This is a genomic window from Mesorhizobium sp. WSM4887 (assembly GCF_029625865.1).
Classification (GTDB): domain Bacteria; phylum Pseudomonadota; class Alphaproteobacteria; order Rhizobiales; family Rhizobiaceae; genus Mesorhizobium.
Genome location: NZ_JARTVP010000001.1, coordinates 1,004,322 through 1,025,579, shown reverse-complemented (window position 1 = coordinate 1,025,579; position 21,258 = coordinate 1,004,322). Strand labels below are relative to the sequence as shown.

The window sequence follows — 21,258 nt, the reverse complement described above, 5'->3', positions numbered from 1 at the left end:
GGCACTCCCGTATTTGCTTGATAGGCGAGCGTCCAGGATGGCGCGAACTTCTCCATCACTCGGCCGCCTCGGCGAACCCGACCGAGGCCAGCGGCCGGAACTCGTGCTTGTCTTTGCCGGAGACGCGTTCGGACCACGGGTCGACCTGCGCGAATTTTTGCGAAAAGACGAAGCGCTCGAAGTAGGCGCGGCGCTTCTCCACGTCCTCCAGGACCTGCTTTTTGATCTCGGCGGCACCGACGCGCTTGGCCCATTTGTAGATGCGCTCGAGGTAGCGGGCCTGCTCGCGATACATCTGGACAAGCGCCACGATCACCTCCAGCGCTTCGTCCTCGGTCTTCACCAGACCGAGCACTTCGGTGCCCTTGATGTCGAGGCCGGCGGCGCCAGCGAAGTGGATCTCGTAGCCAGAATCGACGCAGACCACGCCGACATCCTTGCAGGTCGCTTCGGCGCAATTGCGCGGGCATCCCGAGACCGCCATCTTCACCTTGGCCGGGGTCCAGGAACCCCACATGAACTTCTCGATGCGGATGCCCAGCCCCGTCGAATCCTGGGTGCCGAAACGGCACCAGTCGGAGCCGACGCAGGTCTTCACCGTGCGCAGGCCCTTGGCATAGGCATGACCCGAGACGAAGCCAGCCTTGCCGAGATCGGCCCATACCGCCGGCAAGTCCTCCTTGCGGATGCCAAGCATGTCGATGCGCTGGCCGCCGGTCACCTTCACCGTCGGGATGCCGAACTTATCGACCACGTCGGCGATGGCGCGCAATTCACTCGCGCTGGTGACGCCGCCCCACATGCGCGGCACGACCGAATAGGTGCCGTCCTTCTGGATGTTGGCGTGCACACGCTCGTTGATGAAGCGCGACTGATAGTCGTCGGCATATTGGTCCGGCCAATCGCAGACCAGATAGTAGTTGAGCGCGGGCCGGCACTTCGCGCAGCCGCAGGAGGTCTTCCATTCGAGCTCCTGCATGATGGCCGGTATCGTTTTCAACCCCTTCGCCTTGATCAGGCGCCGCACGTCGTCATGACCGAGGCTCGTGCAGCCGCACATGGGCTGCACCCCCGCCGGATTGTAGGCCTCGCCCAGCGTGAGTTTCAGGAGTTGTTCGACGAGACCCGTGCACGAGCCGCACGAAGCCGAGGCCTTGGTGTGGGCGCGCACGTCGTCGAGCCCGGTCAGCCCTTTGCCGGTGATCGCGCCGGTGATCTTTCCCTTGCAGACGCCGTTGCAGCCGCAGATTTCCGCATCATCCGCCAGTGCCGCAACGGCCGCCAAAGGGTCCGAGGAAGCGCCTCCCTGGAATGCCTGGCCGAAGATCAGCGTGTCACGCATCTCCGAGATGTCGGTCGCCTTCTTCTTCAAATCATTGAACCAGGCGCCGTCGGCGGTCTCGCCGAACAGCACCGTGCCGATGATGCGGTTGTCCTGCAGCACGACCCGCTTGTAGATGCCGGCGGATGCGTCGCGCAGGATGATCTCCTCGCGGTCGTCGCCGTCGGCAAAGTCGCCGAGCGAATAAAGGTCGATGCCGGTGACCTTGAGCTTGGTCGGCGTGTCGGAATGGACGAAGCGCCTGTCCTCGCCGTTCGCCAGCCCGGCTGCCGCGACGCGGGCCATCTCGTAGAGGGGCGCGACCAACCCGTAGACATGGCCGCCGACCTCGGCGCATTCGCCGAGCGCCATGATCGCCGGATCGGATGTCTGCATGCGGTCGTCGACGACGATGCCGCGATTGACTTCCAGCCCTGCGTCCTTGGCCAGCGCGATATTCGGGCGGATGCCGACCGCCATCACGACCAGCGTCGCCGGAATGATCGTGCCGTCCATGAGTTCGACGCCCTCGACCTTGCCATTGCCGACAATGGCCTTGGTGTTGGCCTTGATCATGACCTTGATGCCGCGCGCCTCGACGGCCTTCTGCAGCAGGTAGCCGGCAGCCGGATCGAGCTGGCGCTCCATCAGTGTCGGCATGACGTGCAGGACGGTCACGTCCATGCCGCGCTCTTTAAGCCCGGCCGCCGCTTCAAGGCCGAGCAAGCCGCCGCCGATGACGATCGCCTTGGCGCGCGACTGCGCGGCAAGCAGCATGGCGTTGACGTCGTCGAGATCGCGGTAGCTGAGCACGCCCGGCAAGTCCTTGCCCGGCACCGGGATGATGAACGGCACCGAGCCGGTGGCGATGATCAGCCTGTCGTAGCCTTCGGTCACGCCGTGGTCCGAGGTGACGGTCCTCGCTTCGCGGTCGATGGCGACGATCCTGTGGCCCTTGTAGAGGGTGATGCCGTGCTTGATGTACCAGCCGTCCCCATGGATGACGATTTCCTCGAACTCCTTCTCGCCCGAAAGCACCGGCGACAGCATGATGCGGTCGTAATTCACGCGCGGCTCGGCGTTGAAGATGGTGACGGCGTAGCGGTCGGGTGCGGCTTCCAGCAGGTGCTCGAGCATCCTGCCGGGGGCCATGCCGTTGCCGATGATGACGAGTTTCTCGCTCATGTCCGGTCAGCCTCGATCTATTCGGCGGCGTAGGTGAGGGGCGCGGGCTTCACGGCGGCCGCGCGCTCCATCCGGCGGATGGTGGCGTGCATCCAGAGAAGGCACGAGACCACGATGACGAAGAGCAGCATGAAGCAGCTCGACCAGACGCCGGTGAGGTCGTTCAGCGCGCCGAAGGCGATCGGCAGGATGAAGCCGCCGAGGCCGCCGATCATGCCCACCACCCCGCCGACCGCGCCGACGCTCTGCGGGTAGTAAACGGGGATGTGCTTGTAGACGGCGGCCTTGCCGAGGCTCATGAAGAAGCCGAGCACGCAGGCGACGGCGATGAAGGCGAGCGGGCCGATCTCGACATGGAACGGGATCGGCCCGCTGATGCCGCGCACGACGTAATCTGTCGAGGGGAGAGACAGAACGAGGGTCGCGACGGCAGATACGGCGAAGGTCCAATAGAGCACGGTACGGGCGCCGATGCGGTCGGAAAGCACGCCGCCATAAGCGCGGAAAATGCTTGCGGGGATCGAATAGGCGGCTCCGATCATGCCGGCGGTGGCGATGCCAAAGCCATAGACGCCAATCAGATAGCGCGGCAGCCAGAGCGACAGCGCCACGAACGCACCGAAGGAAAAAAAGTAGTAGAAGGCGAAGCGCCAGACCTGAAGGTTCTTCAGCGGCGCGAATTCCTGCCAGAAGCTTCTCGCCGTTACTGCCTTACCGGCACGGCGCTCGCGGATGACCGGATCGTCGCTGGTCATGAACCAGAACACGCCGGCCATGACAACCAGCGCCGCGGCCCAGATCAGCGCGACCGACTGCCAGCCCCAGGCAATCAGCACGAGCGGCGCCAAGAACTTGGTGACCGCGGCGCCGACATTGCCAACGCCGAAGATGCCGAGAGCTGTGCCTTGTTTGCGCGCGGGGAAGAAGCGCGAGACATAGGCGACGCCGACCGCGAAGGAGCCGCCGGCAAGCCCGACGCCGAGCGCCGCGACCAGCATCTGCTCATAGGTGTGTGCAAAGGCGAGCAGGAAGGTCGCGACCGCCGCCGCGAGCATGGTCATGGTGTAAACTAGCCTGCCGCCGTAGCGGTCGGTCCAGACGCCGAGCACCATTCGCACGAGCGAGCCGGTGAGGATCGGCGTGCCGACCAGCAGTCCGAACTCGGTCTCGTTCAAGCCGAGCTCCTGCTTTATACGCACGCCGATGATGGAGAAGATCGTCCACACCGCGAAGCAGACGGTGAAGGCGATAGTGGAGATGAGGAGCGCCTGCCGGGAGCTACTGTCCTGGCTGGGCGCGGCTTGGAGGTTTGCGGTCATGGTCGGCTCCGTTTGCGGCGTGGAGGCACCGCGTGTTGTGTTGATCAGAGGCTCGGCATCGGTCAGCGCGCCGAGGCTGGGATCTGCGCGGTCACTTGCGGACCCTTGGCCTCTCTGTTGTGATTGGTTGGGAACAACAGGAGCGCGGCGGCGAACAGCACCGCCGTCAGGATGCTGCTCGCCAGGAAATCGCGGCGGGTGAAGTCCTTCAGGGAAGCGCCAGTTCCGATCCGTTTCGTCATCGTCGTCTCCGTTCGGCGCCGCCTGGGATCGGCGCCGTCGATTGCGTTTCGGTCCAAAACAAAAAAGCTGCCGACCAGGCCTGTCGCGTCCGTACATCCGGGATCGCGCGTCGACCTGAGCGGCAGCTTCGCCTGTGGCGCCCGCCATTGGACGCCTGTTCTATTGCCCGCGAGGGGCGCGATTATCTTAAAGCACGAAGCGTGCCAGTTTTGCGTGGAAGACGGATTTCCAGGAGAATCAAAGCGGTAGGCGCTTCAGGCGCCGGCCCGGCCGAGCCGAGACACGGTCAAACGTTGATCAACGGAGCGGGCAGGGCGCACAAATTTTGTGCAATGCACAAGAATGGCGCGCAAATGATCAGTCGCGATTCTGGGCCGCGATGTAGGCATCGATCCGATCGGGATCGAAGATCTGGCCGTCGAAGAACCCGTCCGGGCCGAGCACAAGGCTCGCCCCGGCCGAGCCGACCGGCGTCGCGGTCTTCAGCGCGCCTTCCACTTTGGCGTTGGCGCCGGGCAGGGCCACGCCGAGCGGCTTCAGCGCCGAGCGGTAGAGATCGGGCCGGTAGCAGTCGCGGGCGATCGCTAGGTTTTGCGGTGTATGCGGCAATTGTCCCCAGCGCACCATCTGCGTGTAGAACCAGAGCGCATGGCTCTTCCAGGGAAAGTTCGCCGCCTTGTCGAAGGGCAGGAAGAAAGCCTCAACGCTGCGATCCGGGCCGCCGCCGAGCTGAAGTCGCCCGGTGAGTGCCGGCATCTGGATCGCCTCCGGCTGCCCGAGGAACGCAGGCTTGGCCATCAGCGCGGCCAGCGCGTCGCGGTTCACCGGATCCTGGCACCAGCGCGCGGAGTGATGCAGCGCTCTCAGCAGCGCCGCCAGCGCGTCGGGGTTTTCCTCGGCCCAGCTTCTGCGCGCGCCGATCACCTTTTCCGGGCTGTTGCGCCACAGCAGCGCCTTGACGGTGACGATGCGGCCGGTGCCGGCGGCGACGGCGGCACTGTTCCAGGGCTCTCCGACGCAATAGCCGTCGATGCGGCCGGCGGAGAGCGCATCGGCCATGAAGGGCGGCGGCACGATGACGATCTCGACATCGCGGTCGGGATCGATGCTGCAGGCGGCGAGCCAGTAGCGCAGCTCGTAATTATGCCCGGAATGCGGATGGACGACGGCGAAACGCAAAGGCTCGCGGCCGGCGGCCGCCCGCTCGCGGATGAGAGCGCCAAGCGCCGTCCCGGCGCGCGCCGGATCGAGATCGGGCGCGGCCCCGTGCGCCGACATGCCTTGCCACACCGCATTGGAGACGGTGACGCAGTTGCCGCCAAGCCCGAGCGAGAAGGGCACTATGGTCTCCGAGGCAAGCGGCGTGAGGCCGAGGCTGCAGGCGAGCGGCATCGGCCCCAGCATATGTGCCACGTCGAAATGGTCGATGGCGATGCGGTCTCGGATGTTGGCCCACGAGGTCTCGCGATGCAGCTTGAGCTCGATGCCTTCGCGGGTGGCAAAGCCCATCTCGCCGGCTGCTACGAGGACGGCGCTGTCGAAGAGCGGCATGAAGCCGGCGGTGATCTGGTGCGCGGCAGTCTTGCTCATTCGCCCTCCAGCGGGCCCAGCAATCCCGCCGCCGTCACCAGGCTCTGGGCGATGTCGGCGATCTTGCGGTTCTGGTTCATGGCGGTCTTGCGAAGAAGCGCGTAAGCGGCCTCCTCGCTCAAGCCGCGCGACTTCATCAATATGCCTTTGGCGCGATCGACGACCTTGCGGTTCTCGAGCTCGCTGCGCGCCTCCTCCAGTTCGCGCGCCATGCGCGAGAAGGCGTTGAAGCGGCTGATCGTCATGTCAAGAATCGGCTTGATGCGCTCCTTCTTCAGCCCGTCGACCACATAGGCGGACACGCCGGCTTCGACCGCCGCCTCGATCGAGGCCCGGTCGGAGCGGTCGACGAACATAGCGATCGGCCGTTTCACTGCTCGCGAAAGCTGGAACATGTTCTCCAGCATGTCGCGGTTGGGGTTTTCGAGATCGATGACGATGACATCCGGCTCGATCTCGGCGATGCGCTTGGCAATGCCGGCCACGTCATGAACAACGGTGACATGGCGATGGCCGGCGTCCCGCAATCCGGCCTCAATGATCGAGGCGCGGATGCGGTTCTCGTCGATAACAAGGATGGTCAACGAACCAGCGGACATGCGCCCTATTGTGCAGCCCGGCCGGAATTGTGCAATGCGGTAGCGTGGTCCGCGGCGACTTTCCCTCGCCCAGACGCCGCCGGCCAGTCGCCGATATTCGAAGCTTCTAATTTTCGAAGGCAGGTTTTTCGCTGGGCCAAAAAGGTCAAAAACGTATCAGTCGGCGCGGCGTGGCGAGGTGGCGCACATCCTTGGCCGCCGCTATCCTGACCCTAGATGAGCCGGAACAAACGGCCGCGGTTCGAAGGCTGGCACAGCCTGCGGGAGGAATCGATGGGACCCGATCTGGAAGTCATACAGATAAGGCCTGGCGAGTCGTTCGCGGTGAGGTGGCATGGCTATCCCTACCATACGGTGCGCTGGCATTTTCATCCGGAATACGAACTGCACCAGATCGTCGCGACCAAGGGCCGCTATTTCGTCGGCGACTTCATCGGCGAGTTCGAGGTCGGCAACCTCGTTCTCACCGGTCCGAACCTGCCGCACAACTGGATCAGCGAGGTTCCGGAAGGTCAGTCAGTTCCGCTGCGCTGCAGGCTGGTCCAGTTCAGCGAGGAATTCATCGGCGGCGCGATCGTCACTTTTCCCGAGCTTGGCGCGGTCTCGCCACTGCTCGAGCTCGCGCGGCGCGGCGTCCTGTTCAGCGCCAGTGTGAGCAGGGCGGTCATGCCGTTGCTGGCGGAGATCACTCATGCTTACGGCGTTCACAGGATCAGCCTGTTCATGTCGATCATGGAGGCACTGAGCCGCGAAACTACGCCGCGCGTGCTCGCCAGCGAGAACTATCTGCCGGACCCGTCCGGATACATGTCTGCGGGCATGAACCAGGCGCTCGCCTATATCCGCGAGAACCTGACCCAGCAATTCAACGAAGGCGATCTGGCGGCAATCGCGGGACAGACGCCGAGCGCCTTCTCGCGCTCGTTTCGCAAGCATACCGGCATGTCGCTGCTGCAGTACATCAAGCGGCTGCGCATCAATCTCGCCTGCCAGATCCTGATGAGCGACGAAGAGGCGCAGATCTCGGACATCTGCTTCGAGGTCGGCTTCAACAATCTGTCGAACTTCAATCGCCAGTTCCTGGCCGAGAAGGGCATGCCGCCCTCGCAGTTCAGGAGATTGGTTGCGGATAATTTCGCGGCCGCGCGCGCCGCATAGAAAGGAGTTCGGGAGGAGAAACAAGCCTTAGACAAGAACCAGGACGAAGCGGTGGGTCGCGCAAGCGAACCAGCGATGGACGAGTATTTCCTCGTGTCATGCCAGCGGGAGGAAGCCGTGAGGCTGCTGCACGAGTTCACTGGACTTCCGATGGGGTGCGCGAGCAGCATCCGCGGCTCGATGTCGAAGTCCGTTTAGATCACACAATGGGAATTGGAGAAGACCTTATGTCCAGATACGTGTCCAGATTGACAGCAGCCGCGATGGCCGTCTCGAGCCTCGCTCTTGGGGCGACTTTTGCCAATGCGCAGGATATCGCCGGCTCCACGGTCGCGTTCCTGATGCCCGACCAGGGCTCGACGCGTTACGAAGAGCATGATCATCCGGGCTTCGTCGCTGAAATGAAGAAGCTTTGCGACAGCTGCAAGGTGCTCTATCTCAATGCCGACGCCGACGTCACCAAGCAGCAGCAGCAGTTCAACTCCGTCATCACCCAGGGCGCGAAGGTTGTCGTGCTCGACCCGGTCGATTCGGCGGCGGCGGCCTCGCTGGTGCACAATGCGCAGGCTCAGGGCGTCAAGGTGATCGCCTATGACCGTCCGATCCCCACGGCCAAGGCCGATTTCTATGTATCGTTCGACAACAAGGCCATCGGCAAGGCGATCGCCGCCTCGCTGGTCGAGCATCTCAAGGCCAAGGGCGTGTCGAGCGACGGCGATGTCGGCGTGCTGCAGATCAACGGCTCGCCGACCGACGCCGCGGCGGGCCTGATCAAGGACGGCATCCATGAGGGTCTCAAGACCGGCAGCTACAAGACGCTCGCCGAGTTTGACACGCCGAACTGGGCGCCTTCGAATGCCCAGCAATGGGCGGCGGGACAGATCTCGCGCTTCGGCAACAAGATCGTCGGCGTGGTCGCCGCCAACGACGGCACGGGCGGCGGCGCCATTGCCGCCTTCAAGGCAGCCGGCGTCGATCCGGTGCCGCCGGTGACGGGCAACGACGCGACGATCGCCGCCTTGCAGCTCATCATTGCCGGCGACCAGTACAACACTATCTCCAAGCCGAGCGAAATCGTCGCCGCGGCGGCGGCAAACGTTGCTGTGCAGCTTCTCAAGGGCGAGACTCCGAAAGCCGAGACAACGCTGTACGATACGCCCTCGCAACTCTTCGTGCCGGCGGTGGTGACGCAGGAGAATTTGAAGGCCGAAATCATCGACAAGAAGATCCAGACCGCAGCCCAGCTCTGCACCGACCGCTACGCCGAAGGCTGCAAGAAGCTCGGCATTCAATAAGGAGCGATGCGGCTGAAGCCGCATCGTCTGCCAGAAGCGATGCGGCCCAAGGGTGCATCGTCTTCGAGGAGCGAGGCGGCTGAAGCCGCATCGTCTCCCAAAGCGATGCGGCGCAGCCGCGTCGCCTGCGATATGCTCGGCTGGCCCGTCAGGGCTGAGAGCCGGGTGTGTCCGGCCGCTCCCTCCTGGCGGCCGGACAGATCGACCAAAACGCGGGAAGAGAGACACGCAATGGCAATACCCGACGCACCGCCCACGACGAGCCGTCCGCCGGTGCTTAGCCTGCGCGGCATCTCGAAGAATTTCGGCGCGGTGTCGGCTCTCACCGACGTCGATCTCGACATCAATGCCGGGGAAATCGTAGCCCTGGTTGGCGACAACGGCGCCGGCAAGTCGACGCTGGTGAAAATCCTGGCCGGCGCGCATATGCCGAGCTCGGGCTCGATCACTTTCGACGGCCAGCCGGTGACGCTTGCCAATCCCGCCGCGGCGCTGAAGCTCGGCATCGCCACCGTCTTCCAGGATCTCGCGCTCTGCGAAAACCTCGACGTCGTGGCCAACATCTTTCTCGGCCGCGAGCTTCATCCGCTTCGCCTCGACGAGGTCTCGATGGAGGTCCGCGCCTGGACACTGCTCAACGAGCTCTCGGCACGGATTCCCAGCGTGCGCGAGCCGGTGGCGTCGCTGTCGGGCGGGCAGCGGCAGACGGTGGCGATCGCCCGCTCGCTGCTGATGGAGCCGCGCGTGATCCTCCTCGACGAGCCCACCGCCGCACTCGGCGTCGCGCAGACCGCTGAAGTGCTGAATCTCATTGAGCGCGTGCGGGATCGCGGGCTGGGCGTCGTCATGATCAGCCACAACATGGAGGACGTGCGCGCCGTGGCCGACCGCATCGTGGTGCTGAGGCTCGGCCGCAACAACGGCATCTTCCTGCCCGGCGCCTCCAATCAGGAGCTGGTCACGGCGATCACCGGCGCCGACGACAATGCGGTCTCGCGGCGCGGCAGGCGCACGGCCGAGAAAGCGCAAGGAGAACAGCCATGACCACGGCGTCCGACCGCAATCCCGGCGCGCTGCTCGATCGCAGCGACGAACGGCTGAAGGATCGCAGCGGCGCCAAGGGCGCCATCAGGGGCTTCCTCGACCGCGTCCGCTCCGGCGATCTCGGCTCGCTGCCCGTGGTTGTCGGGCTGGTTTTGATCTGCACCATCTTCCAGACGCTCAACCCGGTATTCCTGTCGCCGAACAATCTGGTCAATCTTTTGTTCGACTGCTCGACGGTCGGCATCATCTCGCTCGGCATCGTCTGCGTGCTGATGGTGGGCGAGATCGACCTGTCCGTCGGGTCTGTCAGCGGCCTGGCCTCCGCGCTGCTCGGCGTGCTGTGGGTGCAGTGGGGCTGGCCGGTCGCGCTTGCCATGCTGGCGGCGATGGCGGTCGGGTTCGTGACCGGCTGCGTCTACGCGCTGCTGCTCAACAGGCTCGGCATGCCAAGCTTCGTCTCGACGCTTTCGGGCCTGCTCGCCTTCCTAGGATTGCAGCTCTACATCCTCGGCCCGACGGGCTCGATCAACCTGCCTTACGATTCGCCGCTGGTGAATTTCGGCCAGCTCCTGGTGATGCCGCACTGGGTGTCGCACACTTTGGCCGTCGTGCCCGGCGTGCTTGCCCTGGCTCTCGGCTATCGCAAGGCGCAACGCCGCCAGGCCGCCGGCCTGTCATCGCGTTCGCTGGGCGGGCTGCTGCTCCAGGCGGTCGCGATCACGGTCGCGCTCGAACTGGTGGCTTACTACCTCAACCTGTCGCGCGGCGTGCCCTGGATGTTCGCGTTGTTCGTCGGCCTGGTCGTGGCGATGAACTATGCGCTGAAGCGCACCCAATGGGGCCGCTCAATGACCGCTGTCGGCGGCAACCGCGAAGCGGCGCGTCGCGCCGGCATCAATGTCCGGCTGATCTACGCCAGCGCCTTCGCGCTCTGCGCCACGCTGGCGGCGACGGGCGGCCTGCTCTCGGCAGCACGCCTGGCAACCGCCAGCCAGCAGGCCGGCACCGGCGACGTCAATCTCAACGCCATCGCGGCGGCCGTCATCGGCGGCACCAGCCTGTTCGGCGGCCGCGGCAGCGCCTATTCGGCGCTGCTCGGCATCATCGTCATCCAATCCATCGCAAGCGGCCTGACGCTGCTCGATCTGTCATCCTCGCTCCGGTACATGATCACCGGCTGCGTGCTGGCGATCGCGGTCATCGTCGATTCTCTCGCCCGCCGCTCGCGTGTTTCACACGGCCGCGCCTGAGGCCTATCGAAGAGGATCGCAATGTCTGAAAGTCTTTCCGGCAAGGTTGCCGCAATCACTGGCGCTGCCTCGGGCATCGGGCTGGAATGCGCCCGCACCATGCTCGCCGCCGGCGCAAAGGTCTTCCTAGTCGACCGGGCCGAGGACCGGCTTCAGGAACTTGCCGCGGAGCTCGGCGACAATGCTTATGCGGTTGTCACCGACCTGCTCGATCCGGCGAGCGTCAACCGCATGATGCCCGAGATCCTCGAAAGAGCGGGCCAACTCGACATCTTCCATGCCAATGCCGGCGCCTATGTCGGCGGGGAGGTGGCATCGGGCGACCCCGATCAGTGGGATAGGATGCTCAACCTCAACGTCAACGCCGTGTTCCGCACGGTGCACGCCGTGCTGCCGCATATGATCGAGCGGAAGAAGGGCGATATCATCGTCACCAGTTCGGTGGCCGGCTTCGTTCCCGTGGTCTGGGAGCCGATCTACACCGCCTCGAAATTCGCCGTGCAGGCATTCGTCCATACGGTCCGGCGCCAGGTGCTGAAGCACGGCATTCGCGTCGGTGCAGTCGCTCCCGGTCCGGTGGTGACGGCGCTGCTCAGCGACTGGCCAAAGGCCAAGATGGAAGAAGCGCTCGCCGCCGGCAGCCTGATGGAGGCGAAGGAAGTGGCGGACGCCGTGCTGTTCATGCTGACGCGACCGCGCAACATCACCATTCGCGACCTCGTCATCCTGCCGCAGAGCGTGGACATCTGAGCGGCTCGCCGACCGGCCCTCACAGAACGGAACCGCCGCCATGATCCTCGACCGCTTCCGACTGGACGACAGGGTCGCGCTGGTGACCGGCGGCACGCGCGGCATCGGCCTCGCCATCGCGAAGGCGCTCGGCGAAGCCGGCGCACGCGTCGTCGTTGCGGGCCGGACGATGAAGGATGATGCGCGGCAGGAACTCGCGGGCCTCGCCTTCGACTTTCACGCCGCCGAGATGCTGGACGAGAAAGCGCCGGACAGGCTGGTCGCCGACACGCTCGCCAAGGCCGGCCGCCTCGACATCCTGGTCAATAGCGCCGGCATCGCCATCCATGGCGACAGCGGCGACTATCCGGAGGACATCTGGCGGCAGACGATGGCGATCAATGTCGATGCCGTCTTCCGCTGCTGCAGGGCGGCGCTGGCGCCGATGCGGCGCCAGGGAGGCGGCGCGATCCTCAATGTCGGCTCGATTTCTGGCATCGTCTCCAACATTCCCCAGAACCAGGTTGCCTATAACAGTTCCAAGGCGGCGGTGCACATGATGACCAAGAGCCTCGCCAGCGAGGTGGCGGCCGATAACATCCGCGTCAACGCCGTCGCGCCCGGCTATATCGAAACGGACCTTTCGCGCGGCGGCATCGAGAATCCGGAATGGTTCCCGATCTGGCGCGGCATGACGCCGATGGGCCGCGTCGGCCAGCCGGAAGAAGTTGCGGCGGCCGCACTTTTCCTGTGCTCTCCCGCCTCAAGCTATGTGACCGGCGAGGTGCTGGTCATCGACGGCGGCTATACCACACGCTGAGATGGCGCTGAGCCAGGGCGCTGAGACAGGAGAATTGCCATGAAACTCAAGGACAAGGTCGCCGTCGTCACCGGCGGCGCGCAAGGGATCGGCGCAGCCATCGTGCGCGGTTTCGCCGCCGAAGGCGCCCATGTCGTCATCGCCGATATGGCACTAGACAAGGCGGAAGCACTTGCGCGCGAGCTCGAAGGCAAAGCTACCGCTCTGCAACTCGACGTGCGCGACCACGCCTCGATCGAGGCGATGGTCGCTTCGGTGACGAGGACGCATGGCGGGATCGACATCCTGGTCAACAATGCCGCCGTCTTCGACATGGGGCCGCTTCTCGAGATTTCGGAGAAAAGCTTCGACCTGCAATTCTCGGTCAATGTGAAAGGGCTGTTGTTCACGCTGCAGGCGGTGGCCAAGCGTATGGTCGCCCAGGGGCGCAAGGGGAAGATCATCAACATGGCCTCGCAGGCGGGTCGGCGCGGCGAGGCGCTGGTCGCCGTCTACTGCGCCACCAAGGCCGCCGTAATCAGCATCACGCAGTCGGCCGGCCTTGCGCTGATCAAGCACGGCATCAACGTCAACGGCATCGCGCCGGGTGTGGTCGACACGCCGATGTGGGACCAGGTCGACGCGCTGTTCGCGCGCTACGAGAACCTGCCGATCGGCGAGAAGAAGCGGCAGGTCGGGCTGGCGGTGCCGGCCGGACGCATGGGCGATCCCGACGATTACCGGGGTGCGGCCGTCTTCCTGGCATCGAGCGAGGCCGACTACGTCGTGGCGCAGACGCTCAATGTGGACGGCGGCAACTGGATGAGTTGATTGGCCGAAGCTCGAGGCCCCGCCTGCGACAATCGGGCAGGAACGATCTGGCGGCTGACGCATTTTGGTTCCCATCAACCGTTTGAGGGAACCATGCGCATCGCTCATGTCGCGCCGCTCTACGAATCCGTGCCGCCGAAACTATATGGCGGCACCGAGCGGATCGTGTCCTATCTCACCGAAGCGCTGGTGGAAGTCGGGCACGAAGTGACCCTGTTCGCCAGCGGCGACAGTGAGACCTCGGCGCGGCTGGTGCCCGGTCGCGACCAGGCGATCCGTCTTGATCCGCGGCCGAAAAAGTCCGAGATTGCGGCGCATATGGCGATGCTTTGCCAGGTGCGCGAGCGGGCGGACGAGTTCGACGTCATCCACTTCCATCTCAGCCATTTCGTGCATTTTCCATTCTTCGAACACATGGCGGGGCGAACGGTGACGACCCCGCATGGCCGGCTCGACTATGTCGACCTGGCGCCGGCCTACAAGCGCTTCCCGCGCTTTCCGATGATCTCCATCTCGCACAGCCAGAAGCGCGGATTGCCCGACGCCAACTGGCTGGCGACGATCCATCACGGCATTCCGGTCGATGCGTATCAGCCCACCTACAATCCCTCGGCCGAGGAACCCTATTTGGCTTTCCTGGGCCGGCTGTCTCGCGACAAGCGCCCGGATCGAGCGATCGAGATCGCGCGAAGTTCCGGTTTGAAGCTTAAGCTGGCGGCCAAGATCGGCGATGACGATCGCGCCTATTTTCACGACGAGATCGAGGCGCTCGTCGACGGCGACCGGGTCGACTATGTCGGCGAGATCGCGGAACACGAGAAGGCCGAGTTTCTTGGCAATGCCGCGGGCCTGCTGTTTCCCATAGACTGGCCGGAGCCGTTCGGCCTGGCGCCGATCGAGGCGATGGCTTGCGGCACGCCGGTAATCGCCTGGAACTGCGGCGCCCTGCCGGAGCTCATCGACCAGGGCGTGACCGGCTTTGTCGTGGACTCTGTCGATGATGCGGTCGCTGCGATGCCGGTCCTGCTCGGACTGGACCGACGGCAGGTGAGAGTGGTCTTCGAAAAGCGGTTTTCAGCCACCAGGATGGCGCGCGACTATCTTGCCGCCTATATGCGCCTGATCGGCATCCAGGAGGCGAGAGCCTCCTGATCGGCATTCTCTTGGGGCGGGGCAAGCGAAGAGGTGACGAATGACGCAGCTCGACGAGCGCAAGCTCGATCCCGCCGTAGCCCTTGCCTCGCTCGACGAAACGGCGCCGCGGGAGCCGCACCGGCTGTTCGCGCTCAAACAGGGCGATTGTTTCGCGGTCACCGACGCCTATGGTGACATCAGGGGCGCCGGCGACGGTTTCTTTCGCGACGACACGCGCGTTCTTTCCGAGTTCCGCCTGACGATCGGCGGCAGGCCGATGTCGCTGCTCGGCGCCTCGCTCAGCCAGGACAATGTTCTCTTCACCAGCAACCTCACCAACTTGCCGATACAGAGCGCCGCCGGCCGCGACATTCCGCAAGGCGCGATCCATATCGAGCGCGTCAGGCTGATCTGGCAGGACAGGCTATTCGATCGCATCACGCTTTCCAACTACAGCCGCGAGCATTCGACCATCGCCATCTCCTTGCATTTCGCCGCCGACTTCCGCGACATGTTCGAGGTGCGCGGCTCGACACGGCCGAAACGCGGAACGGTCCATCTGGCGAAGACCGACAAGGCATCCGTTATGCTCGGCTATGACGGTCTCGACGGCCTGCCGCGCCTGTCGGCAATCTCCTTCTCGCAGGCTCCCGACCAACTGAGCGACAATCGAGCCGACTTCCTGATCGCGGTGACCAAGCGCAGCAGCAAGGTGCTTTATGTCGAGGTGGGCCCGGAAGTTGCCGAAACGCCGAATCGCGACCGGTTCCGGGCCGCTGCCGCACGCGCGCGTTTTGCCATGCGCGCCAAGCGTCGGCATGGCGCCACGGTCCACAGCTCCGGTCGCGTCTTCAACGATTGGGTCGAACGCGCCCGCGCGGATGTCGCGTTGCTTACCACCGAGCTTCCTACCGGGCCTTATCCTTATGCCGGCATCCCGTGGTTCTCCACGGCCTTCGGCCGCGACGGCGTGATCTCCGGCTTGCAGATGCTGTGGCTCAATCCGGGTCTCGCGCGCGGCGTGCTGGCGTTCCTTGCCGAACATCAGGCGACGGAGACGTCGCCCTTCATCGATTCCCAGCCAGGCAAAATCATGCATGAGACGCGCAAGGGCGAAATGGCGGCACTGCGCGAGCTTCCCTTCGGCCGCTATTATGGCGGCGTCGACACGACCCCGCTCTACATTCATCTCGCCTGCGCCTATGCCGACCGCACCGGCGACATGGCCTTCATCGACACGCTCTGGCCATCGCTCAAGGCGGCCGCCGAGTGGACGGAAGAGGCAAGCCGGGCAACGGGTTTCGTCACCTACCAACGCGCGGCGGAGTCCGGCCTCGCCAACCAGGGCTGGAAAGACAGCGTCGACTCGGTCTTCCATGCCGATGGCCGCATGCCCAAAGGACCGATCGCGCTGGTCGAGGTGCAAGGCTATGTCTTTGCCGCTTATCGCGGCCTTGCCGCGCTCGCACGCCGCCGCGGCGAGTTTGCCGATGCCGAACATTGGGAGAACCGCGCCGAGGAAATGCGGATCGCCGTCGAGCGTGACTTCTGGATCGAGGATCTAAACTTCTACGCCATCGCGATCGACGGCGAAGGCCAGCCCTGCAAGGTGCGAACGTCAAATGCGGGGCATCTGCTCTATGCCGGGCTGCCGCAGCCGGAGCGTGCCAAGATTGTCGCCGATCAATTGCTGTCGGCTTCCTTCCATTCCGGCTGGGGACTGAGGACGCTTGCGGACGACGCGATCTTCTTCAACCCAATGTCCTACCATAACGGCTCGATCTGGCCGCACGACACGGCGCTCTGCGGTGTCGGCCTCTCGCGCTATGGCGAGCGCGAAAGTGTCGTGCGGCTGATGAGCGGCACGTTCGAGTCGGCCGTGCACTTCAACATGCGGCTGCCGGAATTGTTCTGCGGCTTCACCCGGGCGCCAGGCGAGGCGCCGATCGCCTATCCTGTCGCCTGTCTGCCGCAGGCCTGGTCGGCAGGTTCCACCTTCATGCTGATGCAGGCCTGCCTCGGTCTGGAAATCGACGGTTGGAAAGGCGAGTTGCGCGTCACCCGCCCACGGATGCCTATCGGTATCGACACGCTCACGCTCCGGCATCTGTCCGTCGGCAATAAGACTATCGACCTCACCTTCCAGCGTGTCGGGGACCGCGTCGTTGCCTTCCTCGCCGATCGGCATGAGGGCCTGGTGCCGCTGATTGTGCGGACTTAGACGGGTCGATTGCGCAATTCCGGACGGAAAACCGTTACGAGAGCGGAGTTCCGCAAATGCATCCGGCAGTCGAAAAATGTCGGAACCGACGAGCGCCCTATGCGTTTGCAAACCGGAACCGGCACACCTCTCCGCAGCCGGCAAGAACGAAAACAAAATAGCGGACAGCCGGAGGCAACCTGGCATCAATGGCACAGTATGGCGTCGACCTCTTGTGGGTCCTTATCCTAGCTAGTCTCGGACTCAGCGCTCTCGCGATCTTCGTCTCAATAACCAGGCACCGTCACCAGCATGCAACGGCTGTGAACACGCCCGGTGCGGGCGAGGACGTCGCATCGGAAGCCGCACGCAAGGTGTTGCGCGAATTCGAGAAGAACGGGCAGTCGGTCGACGCCGCCCTCGTCACCTGGTCACCGGAGACGCTGCGCAAGATCCTTGCCGAGGATCTGCCGGACGCACAGGTCATCGTCGTCTCCAACCGCGAGCCCTACATCCACAATGAGGACGAGAACGGCGATGTCGAGCTCGTCGTGCCGGCGAGCGGACTGGTCTCGGCACTGGAGCCGATCACGCGCGCCTGCGCCGGCACCTGGATCGCCTATGGCGGCGGCAGCGCGGATCGTCAGGTCGTCGACCGCCACGACCGGGTACAGGTGCCGCCCGAAAATCCATCTTATGCCCTGCGCCGGGTCTGGCTGACCGATGAGGAATATCAGGGCTATTATCTCGGCTTCGCCAATGAAGGGCTTTGGCCGCTCTGCCATATAGCCTTTACCCGACCGATCTTCCGCGAGTCGGACTGGGCGGCCTACGAGGCCGTCAATCGCAAATTCGCCGAAACGGTGGTTGCCGAGGCGCGCAACGAGAGGCCGATCGTGCTGGTCCAGGATTATCATTTCGCGCTGCTGCCGCGCATGATCCGCGAGCGGCTGCCCGAGGCCATCGTCATCACCTTCTGGCACATCCCGTGGCCGAACTCGGAAGTGTTCAGCATCTGTCCGTGGCGCGAGCGCATCCTGGATGGGCTGCTGGGCAGCTCGATCATCGGCTTCCACACCCAGTTCCATGCCAACAACTTCACCGAGAGCGTCGACCGCTTCATGGAGAGCCGGATCGAACGGGCGGATGCCGCGGTGTCCTATGGCGGCCAGACGACTTTGGTCCACGCCTACCCGATCTCTATCGAATGGCCTGTGCAGCTCCTGAAGAGCCTGCCGCCGGTCGAGGAATGCCGCGCGCAAATCCGCGAGCGGTTCGGGATTCCAGCCGACGCCAAGCTGTGCGTCGGTGTCGAGCGCCTCGACTACACCAAGGGCATTCTCGACCGCTTCCATGCGCTGGAGGAACTGTTCATCCGCTACCCTGAAATGATCGGCAAGGCGGTGTTCCTGCAGGTCGCCGCACCGAGCCGGGGCACATTGCCGGCCTACAAGCACCTGCATGAGGAATGCCAGCGGCTCGCCGAGGGACTCAACGAGCGCTACGGCAACGGCAGCTATCGTCCGGTCGTGCTCGTGGCCGAGCATCACTCGCAGAAGGACGTCTACAAGATCTACCGCGCGGCCGACATCTGCCTCGTCACCAGCCTGCATGACGGCATGAACCTCGTGGCCAAGGAGTTCGTTGCCGCGCGCGACGACGAAGAGGGCGTGCTCCTGCTCAGCACGTTTGCCGGCGCCTCGCGCGAACTGCTCGAGGCGCTGATCGTCAATCCTTACGACGCGGCGATGATGAGCGAAGCCATGCGGCAGGCGCTGGTCATGGGGCCCGACGAGCAGCGCGAGCGCATGCGCCGCATGCGCGAGATCGTACGCGACAACAATGTCTATCGCTGGGCCGGCAGCATGCTGCTCGACGCGGCGCGATTGAGGAAGCGCGGCGAGCTCGACCGCGTCACGGCCTTGTCCGACCGCTCGGCAAACACCAACGGCGACAATGTCGTCTCTATCTTCGAACGCAAACAGGCAGTCGGATTCCGATGAACATCCAGGCAGATTTGACACCACCGCTTCCCGAAGGCCGGTGGGCGCTCTTCCTCGATATCGATGGCACCTTGCTCGAGCACGCCGCCCATCCAGATAGCGTCGCGGTCAGCGCGGAGTTGCGTTCGCTGCTGCAAACGGTCGAGCGCCGGCTGGATGGAGCGCTCGCCTTCATCACCGGCCGCTCTATCGCGGCCGTCGACCGGCTGTTCGAGCCTTTGAAGCTGCGGATCGCCGGCCTCTACGGGTTGGAGCACAGGCTGACACCGGACGGGCAAATCGAGGCCGCCGACGAGCCGGCGGATATGGCTGCACTTGCCGACGAAATCGAGCTGGAGCTGGCAAGCAAGGCCGTCTATGTCGAGCGCAAGGGGCCGGTGCTCGCCATCCACACGCGGGCGGCGCCGCAATTGCTGGCCCGCGCGACGGAACTGGTCGAGACAGCACTTGCCCGGCTGCCGAAAGGCTACCGCGTAATTGCCGGCAATGCCGGTGTCGAACTGATGCCGCTGGAGGCGGCCAAGGGCGCCGCAATCCGGCGCTTCATGCAGCTTGAACCTTTCACCGGACGGCGTCCGGTATTCCTCGGCGACGACACGTCCGACGAAAACGGTTTTGAGACCGTCAATGCCGCGGGCGGGATCTCGATCCGCGTGAGACCGCAGGGCGAGACCGCGGCGCGTTTCGCCATCGCCGATGTCGCCAGCGCGATCGCCTGGCTCGCGGCGAATTTCAATGACGGCTTCGAACCGGCGGACCGCAGCGATCTGGTTGCCTGATCAATCTCGGGAAAAGTGCGTCACGGTCCTTCGTCTGGGATCGCAAAAACGGCCCCACAACGGGGCCGTTTTGTCGGTAGCTGCACTGATTGGTTACTTGCTGCCGCCGTTCTCCTTGACGCTGCTGCAGAACTCCGGATGGCTGTTGGCTGCATTGGCGTTCTTGGCCTCGTCCTCACAAGCCGTCATCATCGCGGTCTGGTCCTCCGGCGACATTGCCTTCCACGCCTTCACGAAGGCGTCCTTGCTGACCATCGTTTTCATGCTGGAGTCGGTGTAGAAGGGCTGCATCTTGGCTGGGTCATCCAGCGCCGACGTGCCGGTTTCGCCAGCGGCGAGAGCCGAGCCGGCGACCATCGAAAGGGTCATTGCGCCAAGGCAGATCATCTTGATGTTCATGACATAAACCTCCTGTTTCTCTGGATCGTTCGAGAAACGATCGTGTCATCAACGGAAGGTCCGGATCAAAGTTCCTCTATTCCCGTGAAATGCAGAAAAAAATTCTGAAAAAAAATGGTCCTGAGAGGGCCGAAACTCTCCGTGGTCCGGCCGTTAATTTTGGTTGCATTACACTCAGGGCGGCAATCAGTAGCAGGAACGCTAATGTTCCAGGCGACGAGGCGCGATCAGTTCCTGTCGACCGGCTTGGAGCGCATCCGCGAAACGGTCTCTCGCTCGGCGCGCTTGGAGCGCATCGGCGGCAGACCGCGATCGACGAGGTCCATGTCCTCCAGCACCATGTCGCCCATGCGCTTGAAGGCAACGTCGAGCGCGCCGGCGCGGTGTGCCGAGCGCAGAAAGCCGGAAAGCGAGCGCACCGGGTGGTTCTTGGCCAGCGGCTCCTCGGGAAACACGTCGCTGGCCGCAACGACATGGCCGCTTTTGACCGCTTCCATCAGCGCCGGGAAATCGACGACGCCGGCGCGGCTGAGCAGGATGAAGGCGGCGCCCTGGCGCATCTTGGCGAAAGCGTCGGCGCCGAGAAAACCCTGGTTCTCGCTGGTCACCGAGGCGACGACGAAAACGAAATCGCTTTCCGACAGCACCTTGTCGAGCGAGGCCGGCTCGACGCCATGCTCCACCAGCACGGAAGGCGGCAGCCAGGGATCGAAGACCTTGGTGCGCGTGCGGAAGCCGGTCAGCAGCCGATTGAGAGCGCGGCCAAGATCGCCGAAGCCGATGATGCCGACATCCGAACCTGAGAGGAGTCGCGCCGTCTGGTTGCCGTCGCCGCCCCATAGTTCCTCGCCTTGCCGGAAGGCGAGGTCGGCATCGACGATGCCGCGCGCCAAGTTTAGCGCCATGGCAAGGCCGAGTTCCGCCACCGGCTCCGCGAACACCAGGCCGGTGGTGACGACGTGAATGCCGCGGGCAAACAGCGTCTCATAGGGCATGTTGTTGATGAGATTGGTCTCGACGTTGAAGATGCAGCGCAGCGCTTTCAACCTCTCCAGCGTCTGAGGGGTGATCGGCGGCTGGCCGACGATGTAGCGGGCTTCGGCCAGCACATCTGTCGGCAACTCCGAGACGCCTTCCGGCGTTGTCTCGACGATGCGATATCTTTTGCGGAAGCGCGCCAGCTGCGGCGGCGTGAAGATCAGGTCGAGCGTGCGCGGTTCGGGTGCGCTGATCACCAGCGGCGAGGCTTTGTTGGACATGATTTTCCTCCCGGCGCGATTGGATCGCATCAATCATATCAGCGTTTTTACTCCCGATGAAACGATTTACAACAGCGAAAAATCGATTTATCGATTATGTTAACGAGAGGGCGACCACTCG

18 protein-coding genes are annotated in these 21,258 nt (G+C 64.2%); 11 read left to right on the top strand and 7 right to left on the bottom strand.

Features of this window, described 5'->3' with window-relative positions:
- Positions 1 to 55: 55 nt before the first annotated feature.
- The 5 genes from nirB to P9230_RS04840 form a co-directional block, all read right to left on the bottom strand.
- Positions 56 to 2,506: a nitrite reductase large subunit NirB gene (gene nirB, locus P9230_RS04860; RefSeq protein WP_278117639.1), complete on the bottom strand. Its 2,451-nt coding sequence runs from the start codon at positions 2,504 to 2,506 to the stop codon at positions 56 to 58.
- 17 nt (positions 2,507 to 2,523) lie between these two features.
- Entirely contained in the window at positions 2,524 to 3,825 is a 1,302-nt protein-coding gene (locus P9230_RS04855; RefSeq protein ID WP_278117637.1) for a nitrate/nitrite transporter, read from the bottom strand.
- 62 nt (positions 3,826 to 3,887) lie between these two features.
- Positions 3,888 to 4,067 carry a hypothetical protein gene (locus P9230_RS04850; protein ID WP_067329136.1) on the bottom strand — a complete coding sequence of 60 codons (180 nt, stop codon included), beginning with the start codon at positions 4,065 to 4,067 and terminating at the stop codon, positions 3,888 to 3,890.
- 358 nt (positions 4,068 to 4,425) lie between these two features.
- Complete coding sequence (locus P9230_RS04845) at positions 4,426 to 5,658, bottom strand: CmpA/NrtA family ABC transporter substrate-binding protein (RefSeq protein ID WP_278117634.1); 1,233 nt, start codon at positions 5,656 to 5,658, stop codon at positions 4,426 to 4,428.
- Positions 5,655 to 6,257: an ANTAR domain-containing response regulator gene (locus tag P9230_RS04840; RefSeq protein WP_066992153.1), complete on the bottom strand. Its 603-nt coding sequence runs from the start codon at positions 6,255 to 6,257 to the stop codon at positions 5,655 to 5,657. The genes P9230_RS04845 and P9230_RS04840 overlap by 4 nt, the downstream gene beginning before the upstream one ends.
- Before the next feature lie 273 nt (positions 6,258 to 6,530).
- Here P9230_RS04840 and P9230_RS04835 point away from each other — a divergent pair, with 273 nt between their 5' ends.
- The 11 genes from P9230_RS04835 (at position 6,531) to otsB (ending at position 19,479) form a co-directional block, all read left to right on the top strand.
- Entirely contained in the window at positions 6,531 to 7,415 is an 885-nt protein-coding gene (locus P9230_RS04835; protein ID WP_095829463.1) for an AraC family transcriptional regulator, read from the top strand.
- A gap of 227 nt (positions 7,416 to 7,642) precedes the next feature.
- Complete coding sequence (locus P9230_RS04830) at positions 7,643 to 8,710, top strand: sugar ABC transporter substrate-binding protein (RefSeq protein WP_066992156.1); 1,068 nt, start codon at positions 7,643 to 7,645, stop codon at positions 8,708 to 8,710.
- A 231-nt stretch (positions 8,711 to 8,941) separates the two neighbouring features.
- Entirely contained in the window at positions 8,942 to 9,754 is an 813-nt protein-coding gene (locus P9230_RS04825) for an ATP-binding cassette domain-containing protein (protein WP_066992159.1), read from the top strand.
- Complete coding sequence (locus P9230_RS04820) at positions 9,751 to 11,004, top strand: ABC transporter permease (protein WP_066992162.1); 1,254 nt, start codon at positions 9,751 to 9,753, stop codon at positions 11,002 to 11,004. Before P9230_RS04825 ends, P9230_RS04820 begins: the two co-directional genes overlap by 4 nt.
- Before the next feature lie 21 nt (positions 11,005 to 11,025).
- Positions 11,026 to 11,754 carry an SDR family oxidoreductase gene (locus P9230_RS04815; RefSeq protein ID WP_095802295.1) on the top strand — a complete coding sequence of 243 codons (729 nt, stop codon included), beginning with the start codon at positions 11,026 to 11,028 and terminating at the stop codon, positions 11,752 to 11,754.
- A 40-nt stretch (positions 11,755 to 11,794) separates the two neighbouring features.
- Positions 11,795 to 12,553 (top strand): glucose 1-dehydrogenase, encoded by a 759-nt coding sequence (locus P9230_RS04810; RefSeq protein ID WP_095802296.1) that lies wholly within the window; start codon positions 11,795 to 11,797, stop codon positions 12,551 to 12,553.
- Positions 12,554 to 12,592: 39 nt separating this feature from the next.
- Entirely contained in the window at positions 12,593 to 13,363 is a 771-nt protein-coding gene (locus P9230_RS04805; protein ID WP_095824984.1) for an L-iditol 2-dehydrogenase, read from the top strand.
- 93 nt (positions 13,364 to 13,456) lie between these two features.
- The gene (locus tag P9230_RS04800) at positions 13,457 to 14,515 is read left to right on the top strand and encodes a glycosyltransferase family 4 protein (protein ID WP_067328822.1); all 1,059 of its coding nucleotides are present in this window, start codon (positions 13,457 to 13,459) and stop codon (positions 14,513 to 14,515) included.
- 40 nt (positions 14,516 to 14,555) lie between these two features.
- Positions 14,556 to 16,718: an amylo-alpha-1,6-glucosidase gene (locus P9230_RS04795; protein WP_278117631.1), complete on the top strand. Its 2,163-nt coding sequence runs from the start codon at positions 14,556 to 14,558 to the stop codon at positions 16,716 to 16,718.
- 188 nt (positions 16,719 to 16,906) lie between these two features.
- Positions 16,907 to 18,700 (top strand): trehalose-6-phosphate synthase, encoded by a 1,794-nt coding sequence (locus tag P9230_RS04790; RefSeq protein ID WP_067328827.1) that lies wholly within the window; start codon positions 16,907 to 16,909, stop codon positions 18,698 to 18,700.
- On the top strand, positions 18,697 to 19,479 hold the full coding sequence (gene otsB, locus P9230_RS04785; protein ID WP_127323520.1) for a trehalose-phosphatase: 783 nt from the start codon (positions 18,697 to 18,699) through the stop codon (positions 19,477 to 19,479). Before P9230_RS04790 ends, otsB begins: the two co-directional genes overlap by 4 nt.
- Before the next feature lie 93 nt (positions 19,480 to 19,572).
- Here otsB and P9230_RS04780 read toward each other — a convergent pair whose 3' ends face one another.
- Positions 19,573 to 19,878 carry a hypothetical protein gene (locus tag P9230_RS04780; RefSeq protein ID WP_095779425.1) on the bottom strand — a complete coding sequence of 102 codons (306 nt, stop codon included), beginning with the start codon at positions 19,876 to 19,878 and terminating at the stop codon, positions 19,573 to 19,575.
- A 227-nt stretch (positions 19,879 to 20,105) separates the two neighbouring features.
- Positions 20,106 to 21,137: a hydroxyacid dehydrogenase gene (locus tag P9230_RS04775; protein ID WP_127323802.1), complete on the bottom strand. Its 1,032-nt coding sequence runs from the start codon at positions 21,135 to 21,137 to the stop codon at positions 20,106 to 20,108.
- Between the last annotated feature and the right edge of the window lie 121 nt (positions 21,138 to 21,258).